The sequence below is a fragment of the Roseobacter sp. HKCCA2468 genome (assembly GCF_037805105.1).
Classification (GTDB): domain Bacteria; phylum Pseudomonadota; class Alphaproteobacteria; order Rhodobacterales; family Rhodobacteraceae; genus M30B80.
In genome coordinates this window covers 321729-339981 of the sequence record NZ_JBBLYN010000001.1, presented here as the reverse complement: position 1 = coordinate 339981, position 18253 = coordinate 321729, and the positions used below count along the sequence as shown (strand labels likewise).

Here is an 18253-nt window from a genome sequence, read left to right as displayed (position 1 = left end):
GATCCGTCAAGCGTTTTGTCACAATCATGTCATCTGGCTTTGGCTTGACCTTTTCCGCCCTGTCGGGCATCGCCTCTGACATTGGGGCGATATTAGGATAGTTGCGATGCTGCGCGGGCTCTATAATTGGACAATGGGTTTGGCGGGTCATCGCCACGCCCTCTGGGCCTTGGCGATTGTGTCCTTTGCGGAAAGTTCAATCTTTCCCATCCCCCCTGATATTTTGATGATCCCAATGATCCTTGCGCGGCCCAATCGGGCTTTTTTAATTGCCTCTGTCTGCTTAATCGCCTCAGTTTTGGGGGGGATTGCAGGCTATACGATTGGTGCGCTGTTCTATGACCAAATTGGCGCGCCGATTTTGGCGGCCCTTGGCAAGGCCGATGCAATGGCCGAGTTTAACACGCGCTTCAATGATCTTGGGTTTTGGCCCGTATTGATCGCGGGGCTAACCCCCTTCCCCTATAAGGTCATCACCATCATGTCAGGGTGGACAGGTCTGCCTTTGGGGACATTCATTGTCACCTCGATCATCGCGCGGGGGATTCGATTCTTTGTCATCGCGGCATTGCTGCGCCAATTCGGCGCCCCTTTGCGCGATTTTATTGAGCGCCGTCTGGGGCTGATGTTTACAGTGTTCATCATCATCTTGCTTGGCGGGTTTTATGCTGTGAGGTTCATAGGATGATGCGGGATCTGAATTTGCCAAAATTATCGGCCCTCGCGGGTCTTGGGTCTGCCGCGACATTGGCGGGCGCTTTTGGGTTTCAGTATCTTGGCGGGCTTGCGCCCTGCGCCATGTGCCTATGGCAACGCTGGCCCCATGCGGGCGCTGCACTGGTTGCGCTGTTCATCGTAATCATTGCCGCCATTGCCCCCAAATTGGCGCGCGGCTTGGCCTTGATTGGGGCGGGCGCAATGCTCGTGAATGCAGGGATCGCGCTGTATCACACAGGGGTTGAGCGCGGGTGGTGGCAAGGCCCAACCTCCTGCACGGGGGGCGCGGAAGATATCCTGTCGCTTTCGGCGAATGAACTGCTGTCAACAGACACCGCGCCTGCGATTGTTATGTGTGACGAGGTGGCATGGGCTTTTGCGGGCCTGTCGATGGCCTCATGGAATGGCCTGATTTGCTTGGCCCTGTTCGTAATCTGGGCCAAGGCCGCAACGGCCAAAGTGTAGCCCTAGGCCTGTCCCGTGGGCTAGTGATAGGAAATCTCCTCAACGACATTGCGCCATGACCCGTCAGAAATCAGCCGCCGATGCGCAAAACGCACGGAATGCAACGGCGCCTCGATCTCGCGCTTCCAGAAATCAATAAAGCCGAAAATGCGGGGATAATCTGGCGCGAGATCGTAATCCTGCCAGATGAACACGTTGATAACATTACGATAATCAGGCATCCGATAGTAAAATTCCGCCGTGGTCAGCCCATACCCCTCAAGCATCAGCCCCGTTGCGGTTTCATCACTGTTGCGAGACCCCCAAGTCATCTGCACTTTCCCTTGCTTGGTTCATGATGCCTCATGATTGCAAATGCAAATTAAAAATCAACAAAAACAATGCATTAGCAGCACCCTATGGTGGCTGATAACAAGCGGCAGGCCGTCAAAGGCCAATTCACCTGACAGGAGCATTGCGCCCTATATCGCGGGGGTCTATAGTGTCAGATAACAAAATATAGCTGTGCCAAGAGGTGCAGCATGTCATCGCAGAACAAGATCGCAAAGACAGCAGGCCCGCACAGTGACAGATACGCCCGAAACCCCCGAGAATGACCCCGCCACGCCCCCCGCGCGGCACCCGCATTCTGGCCCTTCGATTGATATCGCCGATGAGATGAAAACATCCTTCATCGATTATGCGATGTCGGTGATCATCAGCCGCGCGATCCCCGATTTGCGCGATGGCCTCAAACCAGTGCATCGCCGCATTTTGTTTGCGATGCATGAAACGGGCAATACGCATGAAAAGGCCTATCGGAAATCTGCGCGCCCCGTGGGCGATGTGATGGGCCAATATCACCCCCATGGCGACAGCGCGATCTATGACGCGCTTGTGCGGATGGCGCAGCCCTTTTCGATGTCCCTGCCCCTGCTCGATGGTCAGGGCAATTTCGGCTCTATGGATGGCGATAACCCCGCCGCCATGCGCTATACCGAAGTGCGCATGGACAAACCCGCCGCCTATCTTTTGGCCGATATCGACAAGGACACGGTCAATTTCCAAGACAATTATGATGGCAAGCAAAAGGAACCCACCGTTCTGCCTGCGCGCTTTCCCAATATGTTGGTCAATGGTGCGGGCGGCATTGCGGTTGGCATGGCCACCAATATCCCACCCCATAATTTGGGCGAGGTGATTGATGCTTGTCAGGCCTTGATCCAAGATCCCGACCTCAGTTCGGAACAGTTAATCGAGTTTATTCCTGCCCCCGATTTCCCCACAGGCGGGATCATCTTGGGCCGCTCTGGCGCGAGGCGGGCCTATACCGAGGGACGCGGCAGCGTGGTCATTCGCGCGCGCACCCATGTTGAGGAAATTCGCAAAGACCGCTTTGCCATCATTATTGATGAGATCCCCTATCAGGTGAACAAGGCCTCGATGATCGAACGCATTGCAGAATTGGTGCGCGAGAAAAAGGTCGAAGGCATCTCAGGCGTGGCGGACGAATCTGATCGCAATGGCGTGCGCGTTGTGATCGAGTTGAAACGCGATGCCACCCCTGATGTGGTGCTGAACCAATTGTTCCGCTTTAGCCAGATGCAGACCTCCTTTGGCTGCAATATGTTGGCGCTGAATGGCGGGCGGCCCGAGCAGTTGGATTTGCGGGGCTTTCTGACCGCCTTTATCGCCTTCCGTGAGGAGGTCGTGGCGCGCCGCACCGCGTTTGAGTTGAACAAAGCACGCGAACGCAGTCACATTCTGTGTGGTTTGGCGGTTGCCGTCTCCAATGTCGATGAGGTTGTGGCCACGATCCGCGCCTCCGCAGATGCGGCCGCGGCGCGCGAAGCCTTGATGACACGGCGCTGGCCTGCGGCGGATATTGCCGCCTATATCCGTCTGATTGACGACCCGACCCATACGATGAACGAGGACGGCACCTATAACCTCTCCGAGGCGCAGGCGCGCGCGATTTTGGAACTGCGCCTGCAACGCCTGACCCAAATTGGCGTCAAGGAAGTGACGGATGAGTTGGAGGAACTCGCAGGAAAGATCAAAGAATATCTTGCCATCCTCGCCAGCCGTGATCGGATCATGGCGATCATCTCGGAAGAATTGGCCGAGGTGAAAACGGCCTTCGCCGTGCCGCGCCGCACCGAGATTGTCGATTGGTCTGGCGACATGGATGACGAAGACCTGATCGAACGCGAAGACATGGTCGTGACCGTCACCGCAGGTGGCTATATCAAGCGCACGGCCTTGGCTGAATTCCGCGCACAAAAACGCGGCGGCAAAGGGCTATCGGGCGGCAGCCTCAAGGAAGACGATGTCGTAACATCGCTTTTTGTGTCCAATACCCACACCCAGCTTTTGTTCTTCACCACCGATGGGATGGTCTACAAGCTCAAGACATGGCGCTTGCCGCTTGGCAGCCGCACATCAAAAGGCAAGGCCATTGTGAATATCCTGCCCATTCCTGTGGGGGTTACGATTGCGGCGATCATGCCCGTTGACCGCCCCGAGGAAGATTGGGGCGATCTGCAAATCATCTTTGCCACATCCGCAGGCGATGTGCGCCGCAACCAATTGTCGGATTTCACCAATGTGAAATCAAACGGCAAGATTGCAATGAAACTGCCCGAAGATGGGACAGTCAGCCTTGTGAATGCGCGCATCTGCACCGAGGAAGACGATGTGATGTTGGTCACCGAAGGGGGGCGAGCAATCCGCTTCTCTTGCACCGATGTCCGCGTCTTTAAGGGCCGCGACAGCACAGGCGTGCGCGGCATCCGTTTGGGTGATGGGGAATCTGTGGTTTCCATGGCCGTGATCCGCCATTTCACCGCTGACCCTGCTGAGCGTGCCGCCTATCTCAAACAGCGCCGCGCCTTGGCGGGTGCGCCCGAAGATGAGGTCGAAACGGACGAGGATGAGGGCGGGGTGGCCGAAGGCACCCTTAGCCCTAAACGCTTTGCCGAAATGCGCGCCTCAGAGGATTTGATCCTGACCATTACAGAAAGCGGGTCTGGAAAATTATCTTCAAGCCATGATTACCCTTTCAGGGGCCGTGGCGGCATGGGGGTTATGGCCATCGACAAGGCGATGCGCGGCGGGCCATTGGTTGCGGCCTTCCCGGTTGAGATGACCGATCAGATCATGCTCGCCTCATCAACGGGCCAATCTATTCGCGTGCCTGTTGAGGGCATCTCATTCCGCTCACGCTCGGCAGGTGGGGTGAAGGTGTTTAACACAAAGGCAGGCGAAACCGTTGTATCAGTCGCGCGCATCGTTGAAGGTGATGACGAGGACACCGCCACGGCGGATGCGGATGCGGCCGAGGCCAACGCAGACACCTAAATCTCAGGCCCGCTCAAACCCAAAAAATTTACGACCCACATCAAGGGCCGCACCGCCAAGGCGCGTGCGGCCCTTAAGATTTTAGATAAATTGCGGCCATTAACCATATGATATAATTCATATATATTTTTTCTTCACCATGCGCCATTTGCAAAAGAACCTTTGTTGAAAGCGCGTTCTGATGGCTGCACCAATCTCGCAATTTTGCCTTTGCCTCGGTCTAGCCTCTTTGGCTGCGGATATGGCGCATGCCGATAATTTGGGCCTGCGCGCCGCAACGCTTGGCCTTAACAGCACGGGTGCTGACCAAAATGGGGCGCATCTCAATCTTGATTACGCGATTACCGCGCATCACGGGTTTGAGCTGAATTTTGATCTGGCCGATACCGAAATCGGCACTATTGGCGCCGTTCGGGCAGGCCTACACCTCATCCCTGCCGCTGATCGGCGCTATGGTCTTTTTGCCTATTTGGCCGACCTCAACAATGAAAGCAGCCGCTGGGGTGGGCTTGGCATTCAAGGGCGCCGTCAAATTGCAGGGCTTGGATTGGGGGCTTATGGCGGGTTTGGCCTGCGCGACAGCGCCATGGCAACACGCCCCCTTGGGGATGCAGATGTGCTTTTTGCAGGTGGTGAGATCCGACTTGATCTAGGCCCCTCATGGCAGGGCTTTGCGCAAATCGGACTTGCCGAATTTGACGAATTGCGCCTGTCCACAACGCAGATCACTGGCGAAATTGGTGTGCAATGGCTGGATCCCAGCGGTGCAGTTGCGGTGACGGCAAGCTATGGTTTTGAAGACTTCTCCAACCCCGCCTTGCGCGATAGAGGCCAGTTCCGTCTTGGGGTCGAGATCGCCTTGGGAAAACGCCCTGTTTACACGCCCCTGCCCTTTGCAGACCCATTCCTGCCTGTGGTGGCGCGCGGCCTGTAACGCCCCCTAAAAAACCCGTTTCACCCTGCCCCGCTTTTGATCTAAGAAGCGCCCATGTCAGATAACGCGCTTCATATCATTGGCGGCGGCATGGCGGGCTCTGAGGCCGCTTGGCAGGCCGCAGAGCTTGGTCAACAGGTCGTCATCCATGAGATGCGCCCAAAGATTGGCACATTTGCCCATCAAACTGGGCATTTGGCGGAAATGGTATGTTCCAATTCCTTCCGCTCGGATGATCACGAACAAAACGCGGTCGGCCTTTTGCATTGGGAAATGCGCGCGGCGGGTGGCCTCATTATGGAAATGGCCTATCACCACCGCCTCCCCGCAGGGGGCGCATTGGCGGTGGATCGTGATGCTTTCGCCCAAGCCGTCACAGCGCGTCTGCGCGCGCATCCCAATATTACGATTGAGGACGGGGAAATCAGCGCCCTGCCCGAAACAGGCCATTGGATCATCGCAACAGGCCCGTTGACATCAGGCGCGCTGGCACAGGCCATTGCCAAAGAGGCAGGTCAAGACAGCCTTGCCTTTTTCGATGCGATTGCCCCCATCGTTTATGCCGAAAGTATCGACATGTCGCGGGCGTGGATGCAGTCGCGCTACGACAAGGGCGAAACCGAAGAAGAGCAGCGCGCTTATCTCAACTGCCCCATGACGCGCGAGCAGTATGAGGCCTTTATCGATGCCCTGCTGGCTGCAGAAAAAACCGAATTTCACGAAGGCGAAACGGCGGGCTATTTCGATGGATGCCTGCCGATTGAGGTTATGGCAGAACGGGGCCGCGAAACCCTGCGCCACGGGCCGATGAAACCTGTGGGCCTAACCAATCCGCATCAGCCCGATGTGAAACCTTGGGCTGTGGTGCAGCTGCGCCGCGACAATAAACTGGGCACGCTTTACAATATCGTGGGCTTTCAAACCAAAATGAAATACGGCGCACAGACCGAGGTGTTGCGCATGATCCCGGGTTTGGAGGAGGCACGATTTGCCCGTCTTGGCGGCATTCATCGCAACACCTTCATCAATTCCCCCACGCTTCTCGATGCGCAAATGCGGTTGAAATCTATGCCGCATATCCGTTTTGCGGGCCAAATCACGGGGGTTGAGGGCTATGTTGAATCGGCCGCAATGGGGCTGCTTGCGGGGCGCTACGCGGTGGCAGAATTGCGCGGCCTCACCCCGCCCGAATTGCCCAATACCACCGCGATGGGGGCCTTGATCCATCACATCACAGGCGGGGCGGAGGCGAAAACCTTTCAGCCGATGAACGTGAATTTCGGTCTTTTTCCCCCGGTTGAAGGCCTGAAATCGGGGCGGCGCGGACGCAAAGACCGCTATAAGGCCTATACGGATCGCGCTAAGACAGATTGGCGCGCATGGCTTGATGCCTTCCCTGCCTAAGAGCTGTGTCACCCGATTTGCCCCGTCCCCCACGGGGCCTTTGCATTTGGGCCATGCCTATAGTGCGTGTCTGGCCCATGACATGGCGCGAACGGCGCAGGGGCAATTTTTGCTCAGAATTGAGGATATCGACCAATCCCGCGCCCGCCCGCAATGGGAGGCGCAAATTTATGATGATTTAACATGGTTGGGGCTGTCTTGGCCCCTGCCCGTGATGCGGCAATCCGAGCAGATGGCCCGCTATCGCGCCGCTTTGGATCAATTGGCGCAACAGGGCCTGATTTATCGCTGCACCTGCCGCAGGCGGGACATAGAGGCGGCCAGTGCCGCCCCGCAGGAAGGGGGCCCCACATTCGGGCCAGATGGGCGCATCTATCCTGGCACCTGCCGCGGCCAGACTGTGACCAGTGCCGCCGAGGCCGAAGGGGCCGCCTTACGCCTTGATCTGGCGCGCGCCTTTGAGCGCCTTGCGCAAATGCGTTTCACAGAAACAGGGCCACGCCATCAGGGGCGGCATGAGATCACGCGCGATAGCGCGCTGGCCCATATTGGCGACCCTGTATTGGCGCGGCCAGACATGGGCAGCTCGTACCATCTCAGCGTGGTGGTTGATGACGCGGCACAAGGCGTAACCCATGTCATTCGCGGCGAAGATTTATTTGAGGCAACCGCAATCCATGTGATTTTGCAAAATCTGTTGGCCTACCCTGTGCCGCAATATCATCATCACGCCTTGATCCGTGATGAGCAGGGCAAACGTCTGGCCAAGCGCGATGATGCGCGCGCTATTGCCCTTTATCGGGATGCAGGAAAAACCCCTGCTGATATTCGTAAAATGGTCGGGCTTTAGCCCTCGGGTTGCATCAATTCGACCTCGCACCCCTCACGGATCGCGGTGTAAAAGCAGCTGCGGCGATTGGTGTGGCAGGCAGGCCCCGTTTGCCGCACCACGAGCAAAAGACAATCGCGGTCACAATCCACACGCAGATCAACCAAATCCTGCACATGGCCCGAGCTTTCACCCTTAACCCAAAAGGCCGCGCGCGAGCGGCTCCAATAGGTGACTTTGCCTGTTTCTAGGGTTTTTTCGAGGGAGGCGCGGTTCATCCATGCCATCATCAGCACATCGCCCGTCTCGGCGCATTGCGCAATCGCAGGGATCAAACCCGCCTCATTATAGCGCAGGCTATCTGGGTCAAATTCCACAGCACCCGTCATTTCCACATCTCACCCTTTCCAAATCGTCTTGTTCAAACTAGCTCTTGGGGGGAGATCATGGAAGGGGCCGAGACGCGCATGGCTGAGATGAGCGACACAAAATCCGATTTGGTGCAGCTATATTCGCAGCGAATTCTGGCATTGGCGGCGGATATTCCGCATCACGGGCGGCTTGAGGCGCCACAGGCTAGTGTAAAGCGGCGGGCCCCGCTCTGCGGATCAACCGTTACAGTGGATTTGGATATCGCCGAGGGGCGGATCAGCCGCTTTGCCCAAGATGTAAAGGCCTGCGCACTCGGTCAGGCCTCCGCCGCATTGATGGGTGCCCATATTCTGGGCCGCAACCACGCCGAAATTGCCGCCGCCCGAGACGCGCTTGCCGCCATGCTCAAAGGTGAGGGGAACGGGCCAGAGGCCCCATTTGAGGGTTATGAGGTGCTGACCCCCGCCCGCGATTATCGCAATCGTCACGCCTCTATCATGCTGTCACTCGAAGCGACCCTTGAGGCGATAGAGCGCGCCGAAGACCCCTAAAAAAACCGCCCCTGCAGGGCAATGCAAAGGGGCGGTTATAGTGATGCGGTGTATCGTTTCAACCGTGCGATTGGGGGATCGCGCGGCCTATCGGCATTGGGGACAGATCCGAGGCAAGGATCATGATGCCAAAGGGGCGCATACCCCCGAAACCTGAACCGCAGGCAGAAAACTTAGAAAAATTGCGGCAGATGCAGCAGCCCCATCGCCAAAACAACAAGGGACATCGCCCCGCAAAGATCGGCCAAAAGCGTGGTGGATGAACGCGTGATAATCGTTTTTACATCTGACAACATGGGCCATCTCCCGTTAATGTTGCCTGATTGTTCTCATACCCTGACGCGAGTCGTCAAGAACTTTTTGAGAACATTTGTGAACAAAGCGGGTCAGCCCGCCGAAATCAGGCGAATAGCCTTATCTTGCTCGAGCAACCATAACAGGGTGCGTGCGGCCTGACCGCGCGGCCCCTCAAGCGATGGATCACGCGCCAAAAGCGCGCGCGCATCGCTTTGCGCCATCGCCATCAAGCCGCCATGTTGTTCCAGATCGGCCACGCGAAACCGCGGCAGACCAGATTGCGCCGTGCCAATCACATCGCCTGCGCCGCGAATGGCCAAATCTTCTTCTGCGATGACAAAGCCATCATCCGTGTCGCGCAGGACATGCAAGCGGCGCTTGGCCGTTTCTGTCAGGCCATTGCGATAAAGCAGCACACAAGTCGATGCACGGCTGCCGCGCCCCACACGCCCCCGCAATTGATGGAGCTGCGCCATGCCGAAAAGATCGGCCTGTTCAATCACCATAATGCTGGCATTTGGCACATCCACCCCCACCTCAACCACCGTGGTGGCCACCAGAACCTTGGTGCGGTTTTCATTGAAATCGGTCATGGCCGCATCTTTTTCAGGGCTGCTCATCTGCCCATGGACAAGGCCCACCACCCCCTCGCCCAGTCGTGCGCGCAAGGATTTAAAGCGTTCTTCAGCGGCGGTGGCCTCGTAAACTTCGGATTCCTCAACCAATGGGCAAATCCAATAGGCTTGCTGGCCCTCTGCCACCGCCTTTTGCAAATGTGCCACCACCTCATCCATCCGTGCCTCGGACACCAAGGCCGTGGTGATCTTTTGACGATTGGCGGGTTTTTCATCCAAGATCGACAGATCCATATCGCCATATTGCGCAAGGCTCAGGGTGCGGGGAATGGGCGTGGCCGTCATCACCAACATATCCGCCAAAGCGCCCTTTTCCCCCAATCGCAGGCGTTCGCGCACGCCAAAGCGGTGCTGCTCGTCCACAATCGCCAAACGCAGATCGGCAAATTCAACATCCTCTTGAAACACGGCATGGGTGCCGACCAAGATCGCGATATCGCCGCGCGCAAGGGCGGCCAGTTTTGCGGCCCGCTCGCGCCCCTTATCCGCCCCTGTGAGAACCTCAAGCACGACACCTGCCGCTTCGGCCAAGGGGCGCAGATTGGCGGCGTGCTGTTGCGCAAGGATCGAGGTGGGCGCCATCATCACCCCCTGCCCCCCCGCCTCGACCGCCGCCAAAAGCGCCATCAAGGCAACAAGGGTTTTGCCCGCCCCAACATCGCCCTGCAACAGGCGGCTCATCCGTTCGGGCGCGGCCATATCGGCCACGATTTCCGCAATGGCGCGGGTCTGTGCGCCCGTGGGGCTGTAGGGCAAGCTTTGCAGAACCTTGGCCCGCAGCGCACCATCGCCTTGGCTGATCCGCCCTTTGCGCCGCTTGGCCCGCGCCCGCGCAAGGGCAAGGGTCAATTGATGGGCAAACAATTCGTCATAGGCCAGACGCAGCCGCGGCTTGGCATTGGGGGCGGCCTCACTGGCCGATTGCATATGGTGCTGTGCCCGCATCGCATTAGCCCAATCGGGCCACCCCTCGCGCGCCTTTAGGGCGGGATCAATCCATTCGGGCAGGTCAGGCACGGCTTGCAAGGCATCGGCAATCGCGCGCGCCATGATCTTTTGCGTCAACCCTTGCCCAAGCGGATAAATCGCCTCGAATTTGGGGAGGGTTTCCGCCTCCTCAACGGGCAGGATGTGATCAGGATGCACGATTTGCGCAATCCCATCGAAAAGCTCAACCTTGCCCGAGATCAGACGCCGCGCGCCTATGGGCAAAAGCTTTTCGAGATAGGGCGCACGCGCGTGAAAAAATACCAGATCAAAGGCGGTTTGACTGTCGGTGACCGTGACCCGATAGGGCCCACGCCCGCGGGACGGGGGCGGGCGGTGACGGATCACCTCAACCTCTAGCGTGGCAATGCGCGGTGGGGTGATTTCAGCAAGGCGCGTTACGGGGCGGCGATCCACCACACCCACGGGCAAGGTGTAAATCAGATCTTTCGGGGTTTCGATATGAAGATGCCCCAAGGCCTGCGCAGCTTTGGGGCCGATACCAGATAGGCCCTCAAGGCGCGAGAAGAGCCCGAACAAAACCTCTGGTCGGCCCTGCGCGGCCATGGGTTAAAGATCCCCAATGAGGGCCAACCACGCATCTTCATCAATGGTTTCAATGCCCAATTCTGCGGCCTTTTTGGCCTTTGATCCTGCCCCAGGCCCTGCAACCAAAAGGTCGGTTTTGGCAGAAACCGAACCTGCGACCTTGGCCCCCAAACTTTCGGCACGCGATTTGGCCTCTGCGCGGGTCATCTTTTCGAGACTGCCCGTGAACACCACTGTCTTGCCCATCACGGGGCTGCCCGACACATCACGAATAGCGGGCGATTGGATCTCAAGATGGGCCACAAGCCGTTCGATTGACGCATATTCACGCGGCTGCGCCCATGCCTCGCAGAGCGCTGTGGCAACTGTATCCCCGATGCCATCAATCCCCGTGATTTCGGCCCATGCGGGGCTGTCCTCAAGCAATTTTTTGCGCGATTTGGCGTCAGGCGCTGTTGCGGCAGGCTCAAGGCGGGCGGCATGAATGGCCGCGTCAAAGGCAGCCCAACTGCGGAAATGTTCGGCCAAATCCTTGGCCGCCACTTCGCCCACATGGCGGATGCCCAAGGCAAAGATCAAACGGCCAAGGGGGATTTGACGTTTCTCTGCAATCGCCGCAAAAAGATTTTGCGCAGATTTATCCCCCCACCCCTCGCGGTTTTTAAGCTGCTGGATACCACTGCCATAGCGTGCCTCAAGGGTGAAAATATCGGCAGGCTCGGTGATCCATCCGTCTTTGTTGAATTGTTCGACTTGCTTCGCCCCTAAACCCTCGATGTCAAAGGCCGCGCGCGAGACGAAATGCTTCAGGCGCTCGACCGCTTGGGCAGGGCAGATCAGCCCGCCCGTGCAGCGGCGCACGGAATCGCCCTCCTCACGATGCGCCTCTGATCCGCATTCGGGGCATGTGTTGGGAAAGATATAGGGCTGCGCATCCGCAGGGCGCTGCGTGACATCCACATCGGCAATTTTAGGGATCACATCACCCGCGCGATAGACCTGAACCAAATCACCCACGCGAATATCGCGCCCGGCGCGGATCGCCTCGCCTGTGTTGTTGCGGCCTGCGATGTAATCCTCATTATGCAGCGTTGCATTCGAGACAACCACACCGCCCACTGTCACGGGGGCAAGCCGCGCCACGGGCGACAACGCGCCTGTGCGCCCCACTTGGATGTCAATCGCCTCGATCCGCGTCCATGCCAGTTCAGCGGGGAATTTATGCGCAATGGCCCAACGCGGGGTGGTGGCGCGTAACCCCAAGCGGCGCTGCAAGGCCAGATCATCGAGCTTGTAGACCACCCCATCAATATCATAGCCCAGACCCGCGCGATCATGGGCAATTGCCTGATAATGGGCGATAATCGCCTCAAGGCTCTCGCAGCGAATGGTCAAGGGATTGGTCTGAAATCCAAAATCACGCAATTTCGCAATCAGTCCAAATTGCGTGTCTGCAAGCGGAGCGGAGACAACCCCAAGCGCATAGGCGAAAAACCGCAGCGGGCGGGCGCGGGTGATCTCGGCATCCAATTGGCGCAGCGATCCTGCGGCCGCATTGCGTGGATTGGCAAAGGTTTTGCCCCCTGCCTGCTCGGCGCGCGCGTTGAGCGCGGCGAAATCTGCGTGGCTCATGTAAACTTCACCGCGCACTTCGAGAATATCGGGACAATCGCGGTGGTGGATGGCCTGCGGAATATCGGCAATCGTGCGGGCGTTGGCGGTGACGTTTTCGCCCGTCTCCCCATCGCCGCGCGTGGCGGCATGCACCAAAACGCCGTTTTCATAGCGCAAAGACAGGGACAGCCCATCGATTTTTGGCTCGGCGGTAAAGACCAAGGGCGTGGTATCAGACAGGCCCAAATAGCGCTGAATGCCCGCGATAAATTCCGCGACATCGGCCTCGTCAAAGGCATTGGCCAAGGACATCATACGTTCGGCATGGGTGATTTTGCCAAAGCCCTCGGCAGGGCTGGCGCCGATTTGCGCGCTCGGACTATCGCCGCGGATCAGATCGGGAAACCGCGCCTCAAGATCCGCGTTTTCGCGTTTCAGGCGGTCATATTCCGCATCGCTGAGGGTGGGCGCGTCTTCTTGGAAATAATCCTTATTGGCGCGCGCCAAAATATCGGCCAATTCGGCCAAACGCTGTGCCGCCTGATCGCGCCCTAAGAGGGATACCCCTGCGCCCGTGTTTTGATCTTCTTCTGACATAGACCGCCTCGCCTGACTGCTGCCCTATAGATATGGGCAGCAGCGGCAGAGGTCTAGCGCAGATCAAGCCGTGGCAGCCAAAGCGGCCTTTGGATGCGGGTCACGCAGCACGTAACCACGCCCCCAAACCGTTTCAATATGGTTCTGACCGCCCGAAGCCTCGGACAGTTTTTTGCGCAGTTTACAGATGAAAACGTCAATGATCTTCAATTCTGGCTCATCCATGCCGCCGTAAAGATGATTGAGGAACATCTCTTTGGTTAATGTCGTGCCTTTGCGCAGCGATAGCAGCTCAAGCATTTGGTATTCTTTGCCCGTCAAATGCACCGCGCGCCCCGCCACCTCGACCGTTTTGGCATCAAGGTTGACGCAAATCTCACCGGTTTTGATCACCGATTGCGCATGCCCCTTTGAGCGGCGGATAATGGCATGGATGCGCGCCACCAGTTCCTCGCGATGGAAGGGTTTGGTGAGGTAATCATCAGCGCCAAACCCGAATCCTTTGAGTTTGCTATCGGTATCATCTGCGCCTGTCAGGATCAGGATCGGCGTATCAACCCGCGCCATACGCAATTGGCGCAGCACCTCTAGGCCCGTCATATCAGGCAAGTTCAGATCCAAAAGGATCAGATCGTAATCATATAACTTGGCCAGATCGATGCCTTCCTCACCCAAATCGGTGCAGTAGACATTCAGATTGGCATGCCGCAGCATCATTTCGATGCTTTTCGCGGTGGTTGGATCATCTTCAACCAAGAGAAGCCGCATCTTCTAACCTCCTAATACTCGCTTAAAGAGGACAATCGCGTCAAAAGGTTAATTTAGCTTTAATGCAAAATATGTATAATTTACATATATTATTTATTTTGACTGCGGCCAACTCAATCTTTGCTCGCCTGATGGCGGGCGCGCGGCAGAGCCAGCGGCGGGTGATTTTGTGCCCTGCTCGCGTGGATAGTTTTGCACCGCTGTGGCCTTGAGCGCCGCCTCACCATAGCGGCTGGCCTTGGCAAGCCAAGTGTCCAATTCCTCCGCCGACAGATCCCAACGGCTCAGTGCCTCGTCCCGTGAAATAAGGCCCGTGGCAATCGCCCGCAACACGCATGCCTTTCGGCTTGCGACCCACCTTGTGGTGTCTGCCGGGGGCAAATCTGCACGGGTCATCTGCTGACCATTAGGCAGCGTGACGCTGACAGGGCCTTTGGGTTTGCGGATATACATAACCTTATCCTTATTCACGAACGCAGGCCTAGGGCTAACCCCCCAAGCCTTAAGGCAAGGTAAGCGTCCAAGCCTTCAGCCCCTTGTGAATAGATAAGATTTTCCTATATTTCGCCCTATCACCTGGAGATCGACATGCCCCTTGACCGCCCCAATGCGCCGCTCAACTCGCTTGGCTTTGCCAAACCCCCGCAGGAGACGCGGGTTGTCGTGGCTATGTCTGGGGGGGTGGATAGCTCGGTTGTGGCGGCCCAATTGGCCGAAGAAGGCTATGATGTTGTGGGCGTCACCCTGCAACTTTATGATCACGGTGCGGCCTTGGCAAAAAAAGGGGCCTGCTGTGCAGGGCGCGATATTCACGATGCGCGCCGTGTGGCCGAAAATATGGGCTTTCCGCATTATGTCCTGGATTACGAGAATATCTTTAAGGATGCGGTGATTGACGAATTCGCCGATGCCTATCTCGCAGGGGCCACGCCTGTGCCCTGCATCCGCTGCAACGAGCGCGTGAAATTCAAAGATCTGCTTGCCACCGCACAAGAACTCGAGGCCGATTGCATGGCCACGGGGCATTATATTCAACGCAAAATGGGGGCTGAGAAAGCAGAGCTTCATTGCGCCGCAGATGCAACGCGCGATCAGTCCTATTTCTTGTTTTCGACCACGCAAGCGCAATTGGATTTCCTGCGCTTTCCCCTTGGTCATCTGGCGTCTAAGGAAGAAACCCGCAAACTGGCCCATAAATACGGACTGCCCGTGGCTGATAAGCCAGACAGCCAAGATATCTGCTTTGTGCCAAATGGCGACTATGCCAGTGTGATTGAAAAATTGCGCCCCGGCGCGGCGGATCCGGGCGATATCGTGGATATGGAAGGCCGTGTATTGGGCCAACATAATGGCGTGATCCATTACACAATCGGCCAACGCCGCGGCCTTGGCATTGGGGGGCTGGCTGACCCGTTATATGTGGTCAAACTTGATCCAGAGGCGCGTCATGTCGTGGTCGGCCCCAAGGAGGCCTTGGCGACCCGCCATATCCCCGTGCGCGAAATCAACTGGTTGGGTGATACGCCCTTTGACAGCGAAAGAACCCGCGAGGTTGCGGTCAAAATTCGCTCAACCCGCCCACCGCGCGCGGCCCTGATCCATCCGACATCCCCGACAACCGCGATGGTGGAATTGCTGACCGCCGAAGAAGGTGTCAGCCCTGGTCAGGCCTGTGTCTTTTATGATGAGAACAGCAGCCGAATCTTTGGCGGTGGATGGATCCACAAAGGGTAAACCGCCCGCGCATTTTTCGTGTATCTAAGGAAGAAGTGGCGCGGTTGACGGGGCTCGAACCCGCGACCCCCGGCGTGACAGGCCGGTACTCTAACCAACTGAGCTACAACCGCGCAGACGAACAGGGACTTTTGGGGCGCGATGGTGGTGGCGCGGTTGACGGGGCTCGAACCCGCGACCCCCGGCGTGACAGGCCGGTACTCTAACCAACTGAGCTACAACCGCTCACCATCGGCCACAGGCAACCCTGTAGCGTGCAGGGTGTCTATGCTGCGCGCCCTGCCCCGTCAAGGCCTCCTTTGGCGCGATTGGCGCAAAAAATGCGCAAAAGCAAATTTGCGTTTGACCGCATATGCGCGGGGAAAGTTCAGAGCTTACCTCGGCTGCGCTTTTGCCTCGCTCAATAACGCGTAGGCCAGCAGTAAAATCCAGCCCAATCCCGTCCATCCCACCACGATGTTCAGAATGAAAACGCCAATGGTGCGCTTATGGCCACGGAGGATGGCCACGAGGGTTGGAAAGAAGAACGCTGCGACAATCACAATCGCATAGGTCGCCAGAAACCCGTCTAAACGTGGATCACCTGTCATTCATCCGCCTTTCGTTCATCCCAGATTATGCTGCGCCCGTTCCACTGCAATGTCGATATTCACTTTATCCGCAAAACATTAGACAAATTTATATTTTGAGCTAGTTTTATTCCAATAAATAAATAAAATAAGGGACAAAAAAATGCGAAAAATCTTGCTTTCAGCCGCGCTTGTCGCGGGGTCATTCTTCACCACATCAGCGGACGCGTGTCCAAATTGGAACTTTCAAGCGGCAGAGCAATATAGCGGCAGCGGAAGCTATTTTTACACGCCACGCTATTATAATATTGTCGCTGGGGGTGATTATTCGCTCTCGAAATGCAGCCATATCCGACCTGCCACAGATGTCGGCCCGGGATTTTTCCCAGATCGACCAGATTTCCGATTCAACGTCTCGGGCATGGCGGCTTACGAGTTGCATATTCGCGTGGTCAGCGAATGTGACGCGGCCCTTTTGATCAATACCGCATCGGCAACTTGGTATTATGATGATGACGATAACGGAAATCTTGACCCCCGTATCATCCTAACCAACCCGCAAGACGGGCCGATTGATATTTGGGTTGGCACCTATGATGGGGCCTATTGCAACGCCCGTTTGGAAATCGAAACTTTCTGATCAAATTTGGCCGCACAGTGATGCTTGTGCGGCCAATTCATATGACCAATGAATATGATGAGTGCCCAATGACCCGTAAAACAATTCTTGCCGCTCTTGCCCTATGCGGCCTTGCCACTATTGCCCGCGCAGACGAGGTGGCTTTTGCCGTGGATGAACGCAGCTTTAGCAGCAATTATGCCTGCGTCACCGCCTCTGAGCGCGCCGTGAACCAAGTCGCTTCTTGGGTCGATTTTTCGGGTGGCGATGGCGCGGAATATTTGTGGTATCAAATCAACGGCAATATTTTTGTGACCATGAAATGTTACAACAATCAGCTGTATTTCATCCATGTGCATCGGATTGGGGATACTGGTGACGCGGGCAATATCCGCGACCGCATTACGGCCCTGCTTTACACGGCGAAATGATCGCGTGCGCCCTTTGCATCAATCAGACTGAGGATTGGGGAGGGAAGCGCGTGGTGGGTGATGAGAGACTCGAACTCCCGACATCTTCGGTGTAAACGAAGCGCTCTACCAACTGAGCTAATCACCCTCGCCAACGCGTGAAGGCGTATTAGCCGCATGATGCAGGGATATGCAAGCCCGATCTGCAAAGAATTTTGCGCCAAAGGCGCAAAGTTTTCTCAAAACCCAATCTTCACCTCACCCCCATTGGCGGTAATCACATAAACCCCGCCCTGCGCATGGCCCAAAGATGCCGTTTGGTCAGGGTCTAGCCCGCGCAAAAGGCCGCGCAAGGTTTGGATCACAACACCATGGCTGACCAATAGGCTCGGCCCCTTCAAATCAGCCACAAGATCCTGCAGACGCGCCTCAAGGGCCGCGCGCGTTTCGCCCCCTTGGGTCAAGAGAGAATGACGATAGACCTGCGCCTCGGTGTCAAAGCGCACAGGCCAATTCGCCTGCACCTCGGCCCGCGTAAGCCCCTGCCATTGCCCCATATTTATCTCGCGCAGACGCGCGTCTTGCACGAGGGTCGGCAAATCGGGATAGGCCCGCGCAATCAACCGCGCGCTGCGTGCCGCGCGCCCAAGCGGACTGGTTCGGAAATCGGTCACTGCGTCATAGCCTTGACGGGTGATCATTTCCTGCAACAAACGACCTTGCGTCTGCGCCTGCGCAACCCCATTGGGGGTAAGCGCAGAGTCGAGCCAACCTTGAAACCGATGTTCGTTATTCCATTCGGTTTCCCCATGGCGCAGCAAATATATCGGAAAATTTCGCCGCATCACAAAGATCACCTCGCC

The 18253-nt window shown here is 57.0% G+C and carries 19 protein-coding genes and 3 tRNA genes; 10 read left to right on the top strand and 12 right to left on the bottom strand.

Features of this window, described 5'->3' with window-relative positions:
- Positions 1-106: 106 nt before the first annotated feature.
- Together AAC620_RS01735 and AAC620_RS01730 are read left to right on the top strand one after the other, a co-directional pair.
- Positions 107-688 carry a YqaA family protein gene (locus AAC620_RS01735; RefSeq protein WP_340242536.1) on the top strand — a complete coding sequence of 194 codons (582 nt, stop codon included), beginning with the start codon at positions 107-109 and terminating at the stop codon, positions 686-688.
- Positions 685-1182: a disulfide bond formation protein B gene (locus AAC620_RS01730; protein ID WP_340242535.1), complete on the top strand. Its 498-nt coding sequence runs from the start codon at positions 685-687 to the stop codon at positions 1180-1182. The genes AAC620_RS01735 and AAC620_RS01730 overlap by 4 nt, the downstream gene beginning before the upstream one ends.
- A 20-nt stretch (positions 1183-1202) precedes the next feature.
- Here the strand turns inward: AAC620_RS01730 and AAC620_RS01725 are convergent, their stop codons facing one another.
- Positions 1203-1493 (bottom strand): usg protein, encoded by a 291-nt coding sequence (locus tag AAC620_RS01725; RefSeq protein ID WP_317654963.1) that lies wholly within the window; start codon positions 1491-1493, stop codon positions 1203-1205.
- Positions 1494-1746: 253 nt separating this feature from the next.
- Here AAC620_RS01725 and gyrA point away from each other — a divergent pair, with 253 nt between their 5' ends.
- From gyrA to gluQRS, 4 genes are all read left to right on the top strand, one after another.
- Positions 1747-4521: a DNA gyrase subunit A gene (gyrA, locus tag AAC620_RS01720; protein ID WP_340242534.1), complete on the top strand. Its 2775-nt coding sequence runs from the start codon at positions 1747-1749 to the stop codon at positions 4519-4521.
- 181 nt (positions 4522-4702) lie between these two features.
- On the top strand, positions 4703-5455 hold the full coding sequence (locus tag AAC620_RS01715; RefSeq protein ID WP_340242533.1) for a hypothetical protein: 753 nt from the start codon (positions 4703-4705) through the stop codon (positions 5453-5455).
- Between the two features lie 54 nt (positions 5456-5509).
- Positions 5510-6859, top strand: a complete 1350-nt coding sequence (trmFO, locus tag AAC620_RS01710; protein WP_340242532.1) for a methylenetetrahydrofolate--tRNA-(uracil(54)-C(5))-methyltransferase (FADH(2)-oxidizing) TrmFO — start codon at positions 5510-5512, stop codon at positions 6857-6859.
- The gene (gene gluQRS / locus AAC620_RS01705; RefSeq protein WP_340242531.1) at positions 6843-7709 is read left to right on the top strand and encodes a tRNA glutamyl-Q(34) synthetase GluQRS; all 867 of its coding nucleotides are present in this window, start codon (positions 6843-6845) and stop codon (positions 7707-7709) included. Before trmFO ends, gluQRS begins: the two co-directional genes overlap by 17 nt.
- Here gluQRS and hisI read toward each other — a convergent pair.
- Positions 7706-8077: a phosphoribosyl-AMP cyclohydrolase gene (gene hisI, locus AAC620_RS01700; protein WP_340242530.1), complete on the bottom strand. Its 372-nt coding sequence runs from the start codon at positions 8075-8077 to the stop codon at positions 7706-7708. The two genes, gluQRS and hisI, sit on opposite strands and share 4 nt — an antisense overlap.
- 87 nt (positions 8078-8164) lie before the next feature.
- Between hisI and AAC620_RS01695 the strand changes: the two genes are divergently transcribed.
- On the top strand, positions 8165-8611 hold the full coding sequence (locus AAC620_RS01695) for an iron-sulfur cluster assembly scaffold protein (protein WP_340243575.1): 447 nt from the start codon (positions 8165-8167) through the stop codon (positions 8609-8611).
- Between the two features lie 173 nt (positions 8612-8784).
- Here AAC620_RS01695 and AAC620_RS01690 read toward each other — a convergent pair whose 3' ends face one another.
- The 5 genes from AAC620_RS01690 to sciP all read right to left on the bottom strand — a co-directional run bounded on the left by AAC620_RS01690 (position 8785) and on the right by sciP (position 14511).
- Positions 8785-8907 carry a hypothetical protein gene (locus AAC620_RS01690; RefSeq protein ID WP_317654970.1) on the bottom strand — a complete coding sequence of 41 codons (123 nt, stop codon included), beginning with the start codon at positions 8905-8907 and terminating at the stop codon, positions 8785-8787.
- A 90-nt stretch (positions 8908-8997) separates the two neighbouring features.
- Positions 8998-11097, bottom strand: coding sequence for an ATP-dependent DNA helicase RecG (gene recG, locus AAC620_RS01685; RefSeq protein ID WP_340242529.1), 2100 nt, complete (start codon positions 11095-11097; stop codon positions 8998-9000).
- A 3-nt stretch (positions 11098-11100) separates the two neighbouring features.
- Entirely contained in the window at positions 11101-13290 is a 2190-nt protein-coding gene (gene ligA / locus AAC620_RS01680; RefSeq protein WP_340242528.1) for an NAD-dependent DNA ligase LigA, read from the bottom strand.
- Between the two features lie 63 nt (positions 13291-13353).
- Positions 13354-14058: a response regulator transcription factor CtrA gene (gene ctrA, locus AAC620_RS01675; protein ID WP_317654974.1), complete on the bottom strand. Its 705-nt coding sequence runs from the start codon at positions 14056-14058 to the stop codon at positions 13354-13356.
- Positions 14059-14151: 93 nt separating this feature from the next.
- Complete coding sequence (gene sciP, locus AAC620_RS01670) at positions 14152-14511, bottom strand: CtrA inhibitor SciP (protein WP_340242527.1); 360 nt, start codon at positions 14509-14511, stop codon at positions 14152-14154.
- 135 nt (positions 14512-14646) lie between these two features.
- Here sciP and mnmA point away from each other — a divergent pair, with 135 nt between their 5' ends.
- Entirely contained in the window at positions 14647-15792 is a 1146-nt protein-coding gene (gene mnmA, locus AAC620_RS01665) for a tRNA 2-thiouridine(34) synthase MnmA (RefSeq protein WP_340242526.1), read from the top strand.
- 36 nt (positions 15793-15828) lie between these two features.
- Here the strand turns inward: mnmA and AAC620_RS01660 are convergent.
- The 3 genes from AAC620_RS01660 to AAC620_RS01650 all read right to left on the bottom strand — a co-directional run bounded on the left by AAC620_RS01660 (position 15829) and on the right by AAC620_RS01650 (position 16382).
- Positions 15829-15905: transfer RNA gene (locus tag AAC620_RS01660), tRNA-Asp, on the bottom strand.
- A 35-nt stretch (positions 15906-15940) separates the two neighbouring features.
- Positions 15941-16017: transfer RNA gene (locus tag AAC620_RS01655), tRNA-Asp, on the bottom strand.
- A 149-nt stretch (positions 16018-16166) separates the two neighbouring features.
- The gene (locus AAC620_RS01650; protein ID WP_340242525.1) at positions 16167-16382 is read right to left on the bottom strand and encodes a superinfection immunity protein; all 216 of its coding nucleotides are present in this window, start codon (positions 16380-16382) and stop codon (positions 16167-16169) included.
- A 142-nt stretch (positions 16383-16524) separates the two neighbouring features.
- On the opposite strand from AAC620_RS01650, the gene AAC620_RS01645 reads away from it, so the two are divergent.
- Complete coding sequence (locus AAC620_RS01645) at positions 16525-17001, top strand: hypothetical protein (protein WP_317654977.1); 477 nt, start codon at positions 16525-16527, stop codon at positions 16999-17001.
- Between the two features lie 68 nt (positions 17002-17069).
- Positions 17070-17411 (top strand): hypothetical protein, encoded by a 342-nt coding sequence (locus AAC620_RS01640; protein ID WP_340242524.1) that lies wholly within the window; start codon positions 17070-17072, stop codon positions 17409-17411.
- A 51-nt stretch (positions 17412-17462) separates the two neighbouring features.
- On the opposite strand, the gene AAC620_RS01635 is transcribed toward AAC620_RS01640, so the two are convergent.
- Positions 17463-17538, bottom strand: a tRNA-Val gene (locus AAC620_RS01635).
- Positions 17539-17629: 91 nt separating this feature from the next.
- Positions 17630-18235 carry a histidine phosphatase family protein gene (locus AAC620_RS01630; protein WP_340242523.1) on the bottom strand — a complete coding sequence of 202 codons (606 nt, stop codon included), beginning with the start codon at positions 18233-18235 and terminating at the stop codon, positions 17630-17632.
- Positions 18236-18253: the final 18 nt, after the last annotated feature.

Bases quoted from the DNA above. Each gene is read 5' to 3' on its own strand.
- recG (WP_340242529.1), bottom strand. From the start codon at position 11,097: ATGGCCGCGCAGGGCCGACCAGAGGTTTTGTTCGGGCTCTTCTCGCGC.
- AAC620_RS01640 (WP_340242524.1), top strand. From the start codon at position 17,070: ATGACCCGTAAAACAATTCTTGCCGCTCTTGCCCTATGCGGCCTTGCC.
- AAC620_RS01695 (WP_340243575.1), top strand. From the start codon at position 8,165: ATGAGCGACACAAAATCCGATTTGGTGCAGCTATATTCGCAGCGAATT.
- mnmA (WP_340242526.1), top strand. From the start codon at position 14,647: ATGCCCCTTGACCGCCCCAATGCGCCGCTCAACTCGCTTGGCTTTGCC.
- ligA (WP_340242528.1), bottom strand. From the start codon at position 13,290: ATGTCAGAAGAAGATCAAAACACGGGCGCAGGGGTATCCCTCTTAGGG.
- hisI (WP_340242530.1), bottom strand. From the start codon at position 8,077: ATGACGGGTGCTGTGGAATTTGACCCAGATAGCCTGCGCTATAATGAG.
- trmFO (WP_340242532.1), top strand. From the start codon at position 5,510: ATGTCAGATAACGCGCTTCATATCATTGGCGGCGGCATGGCGGGCTCT.
- gluQRS (WP_340242531.1), top strand. From the start codon at position 6,843: ATGCCTTCCCTGCCTAAGAGCTGTGTCACCCGATTTGCCCCGTCCCCC.
- AAC620_RS01735 (WP_340242536.1), top strand. From the start codon at position 107: ATGCTGCGCGGGCTCTATAATTGGACAATGGGTTTGGCGGGTCATCGC.
- AAC620_RS01645 (WP_317654977.1), top strand. From the start codon at position 16,525: ATGCGAAAAATCTTGCTTTCAGCCGCGCTTGTCGCGGGGTCATTCTTC.
- AAC620_RS01715 (WP_340242533.1), top strand. From the start codon at position 4,703: ATGGCTGCACCAATCTCGCAATTTTGCCTTTGCCTCGGTCTAGCCTCT.
- AAC620_RS01630 (WP_340242523.1), bottom strand. From the start codon at position 18,235: ATGCGGCGAAATTTTCCGATATATTTGCTGCGCCATGGGGAAACCGAA.
- sciP (WP_340242527.1), bottom strand. From the start codon at position 14,511: ATGTATATCCGCAAACCCAAAGGCCCTGTCAGCGTCACGCTGCCTAAT.
- ctrA (WP_317654974.1), bottom strand. From the start codon at position 14,058: ATGCGGCTTCTCTTGGTTGAAGATGATCCAACCACCGCGAAAAGCATC.
- AAC620_RS01725 (WP_317654963.1), bottom strand. From the start codon at position 1,493: ATGACTTGGGGGTCTCGCAACAGTGATGAAACCGCAACGGGGCTGATG.
- AAC620_RS01690 (WP_317654970.1), bottom strand. From the start codon at position 8,907: ATGTTGTCAGATGTAAAAACGATTATCACGCGTTCATCCACCACGCTT.
- AAC620_RS01730 (WP_340242535.1), top strand. From the start codon at position 685: ATGATGCGGGATCTGAATTTGCCAAAATTATCGGCCCTCGCGGGTCTT.
- AAC620_RS01650 (WP_340242525.1), bottom strand. From the start codon at position 16,382: ATGACAGGTGATCCACGTTTAGACGGGTTTCTGGCGACCTATGCGATT.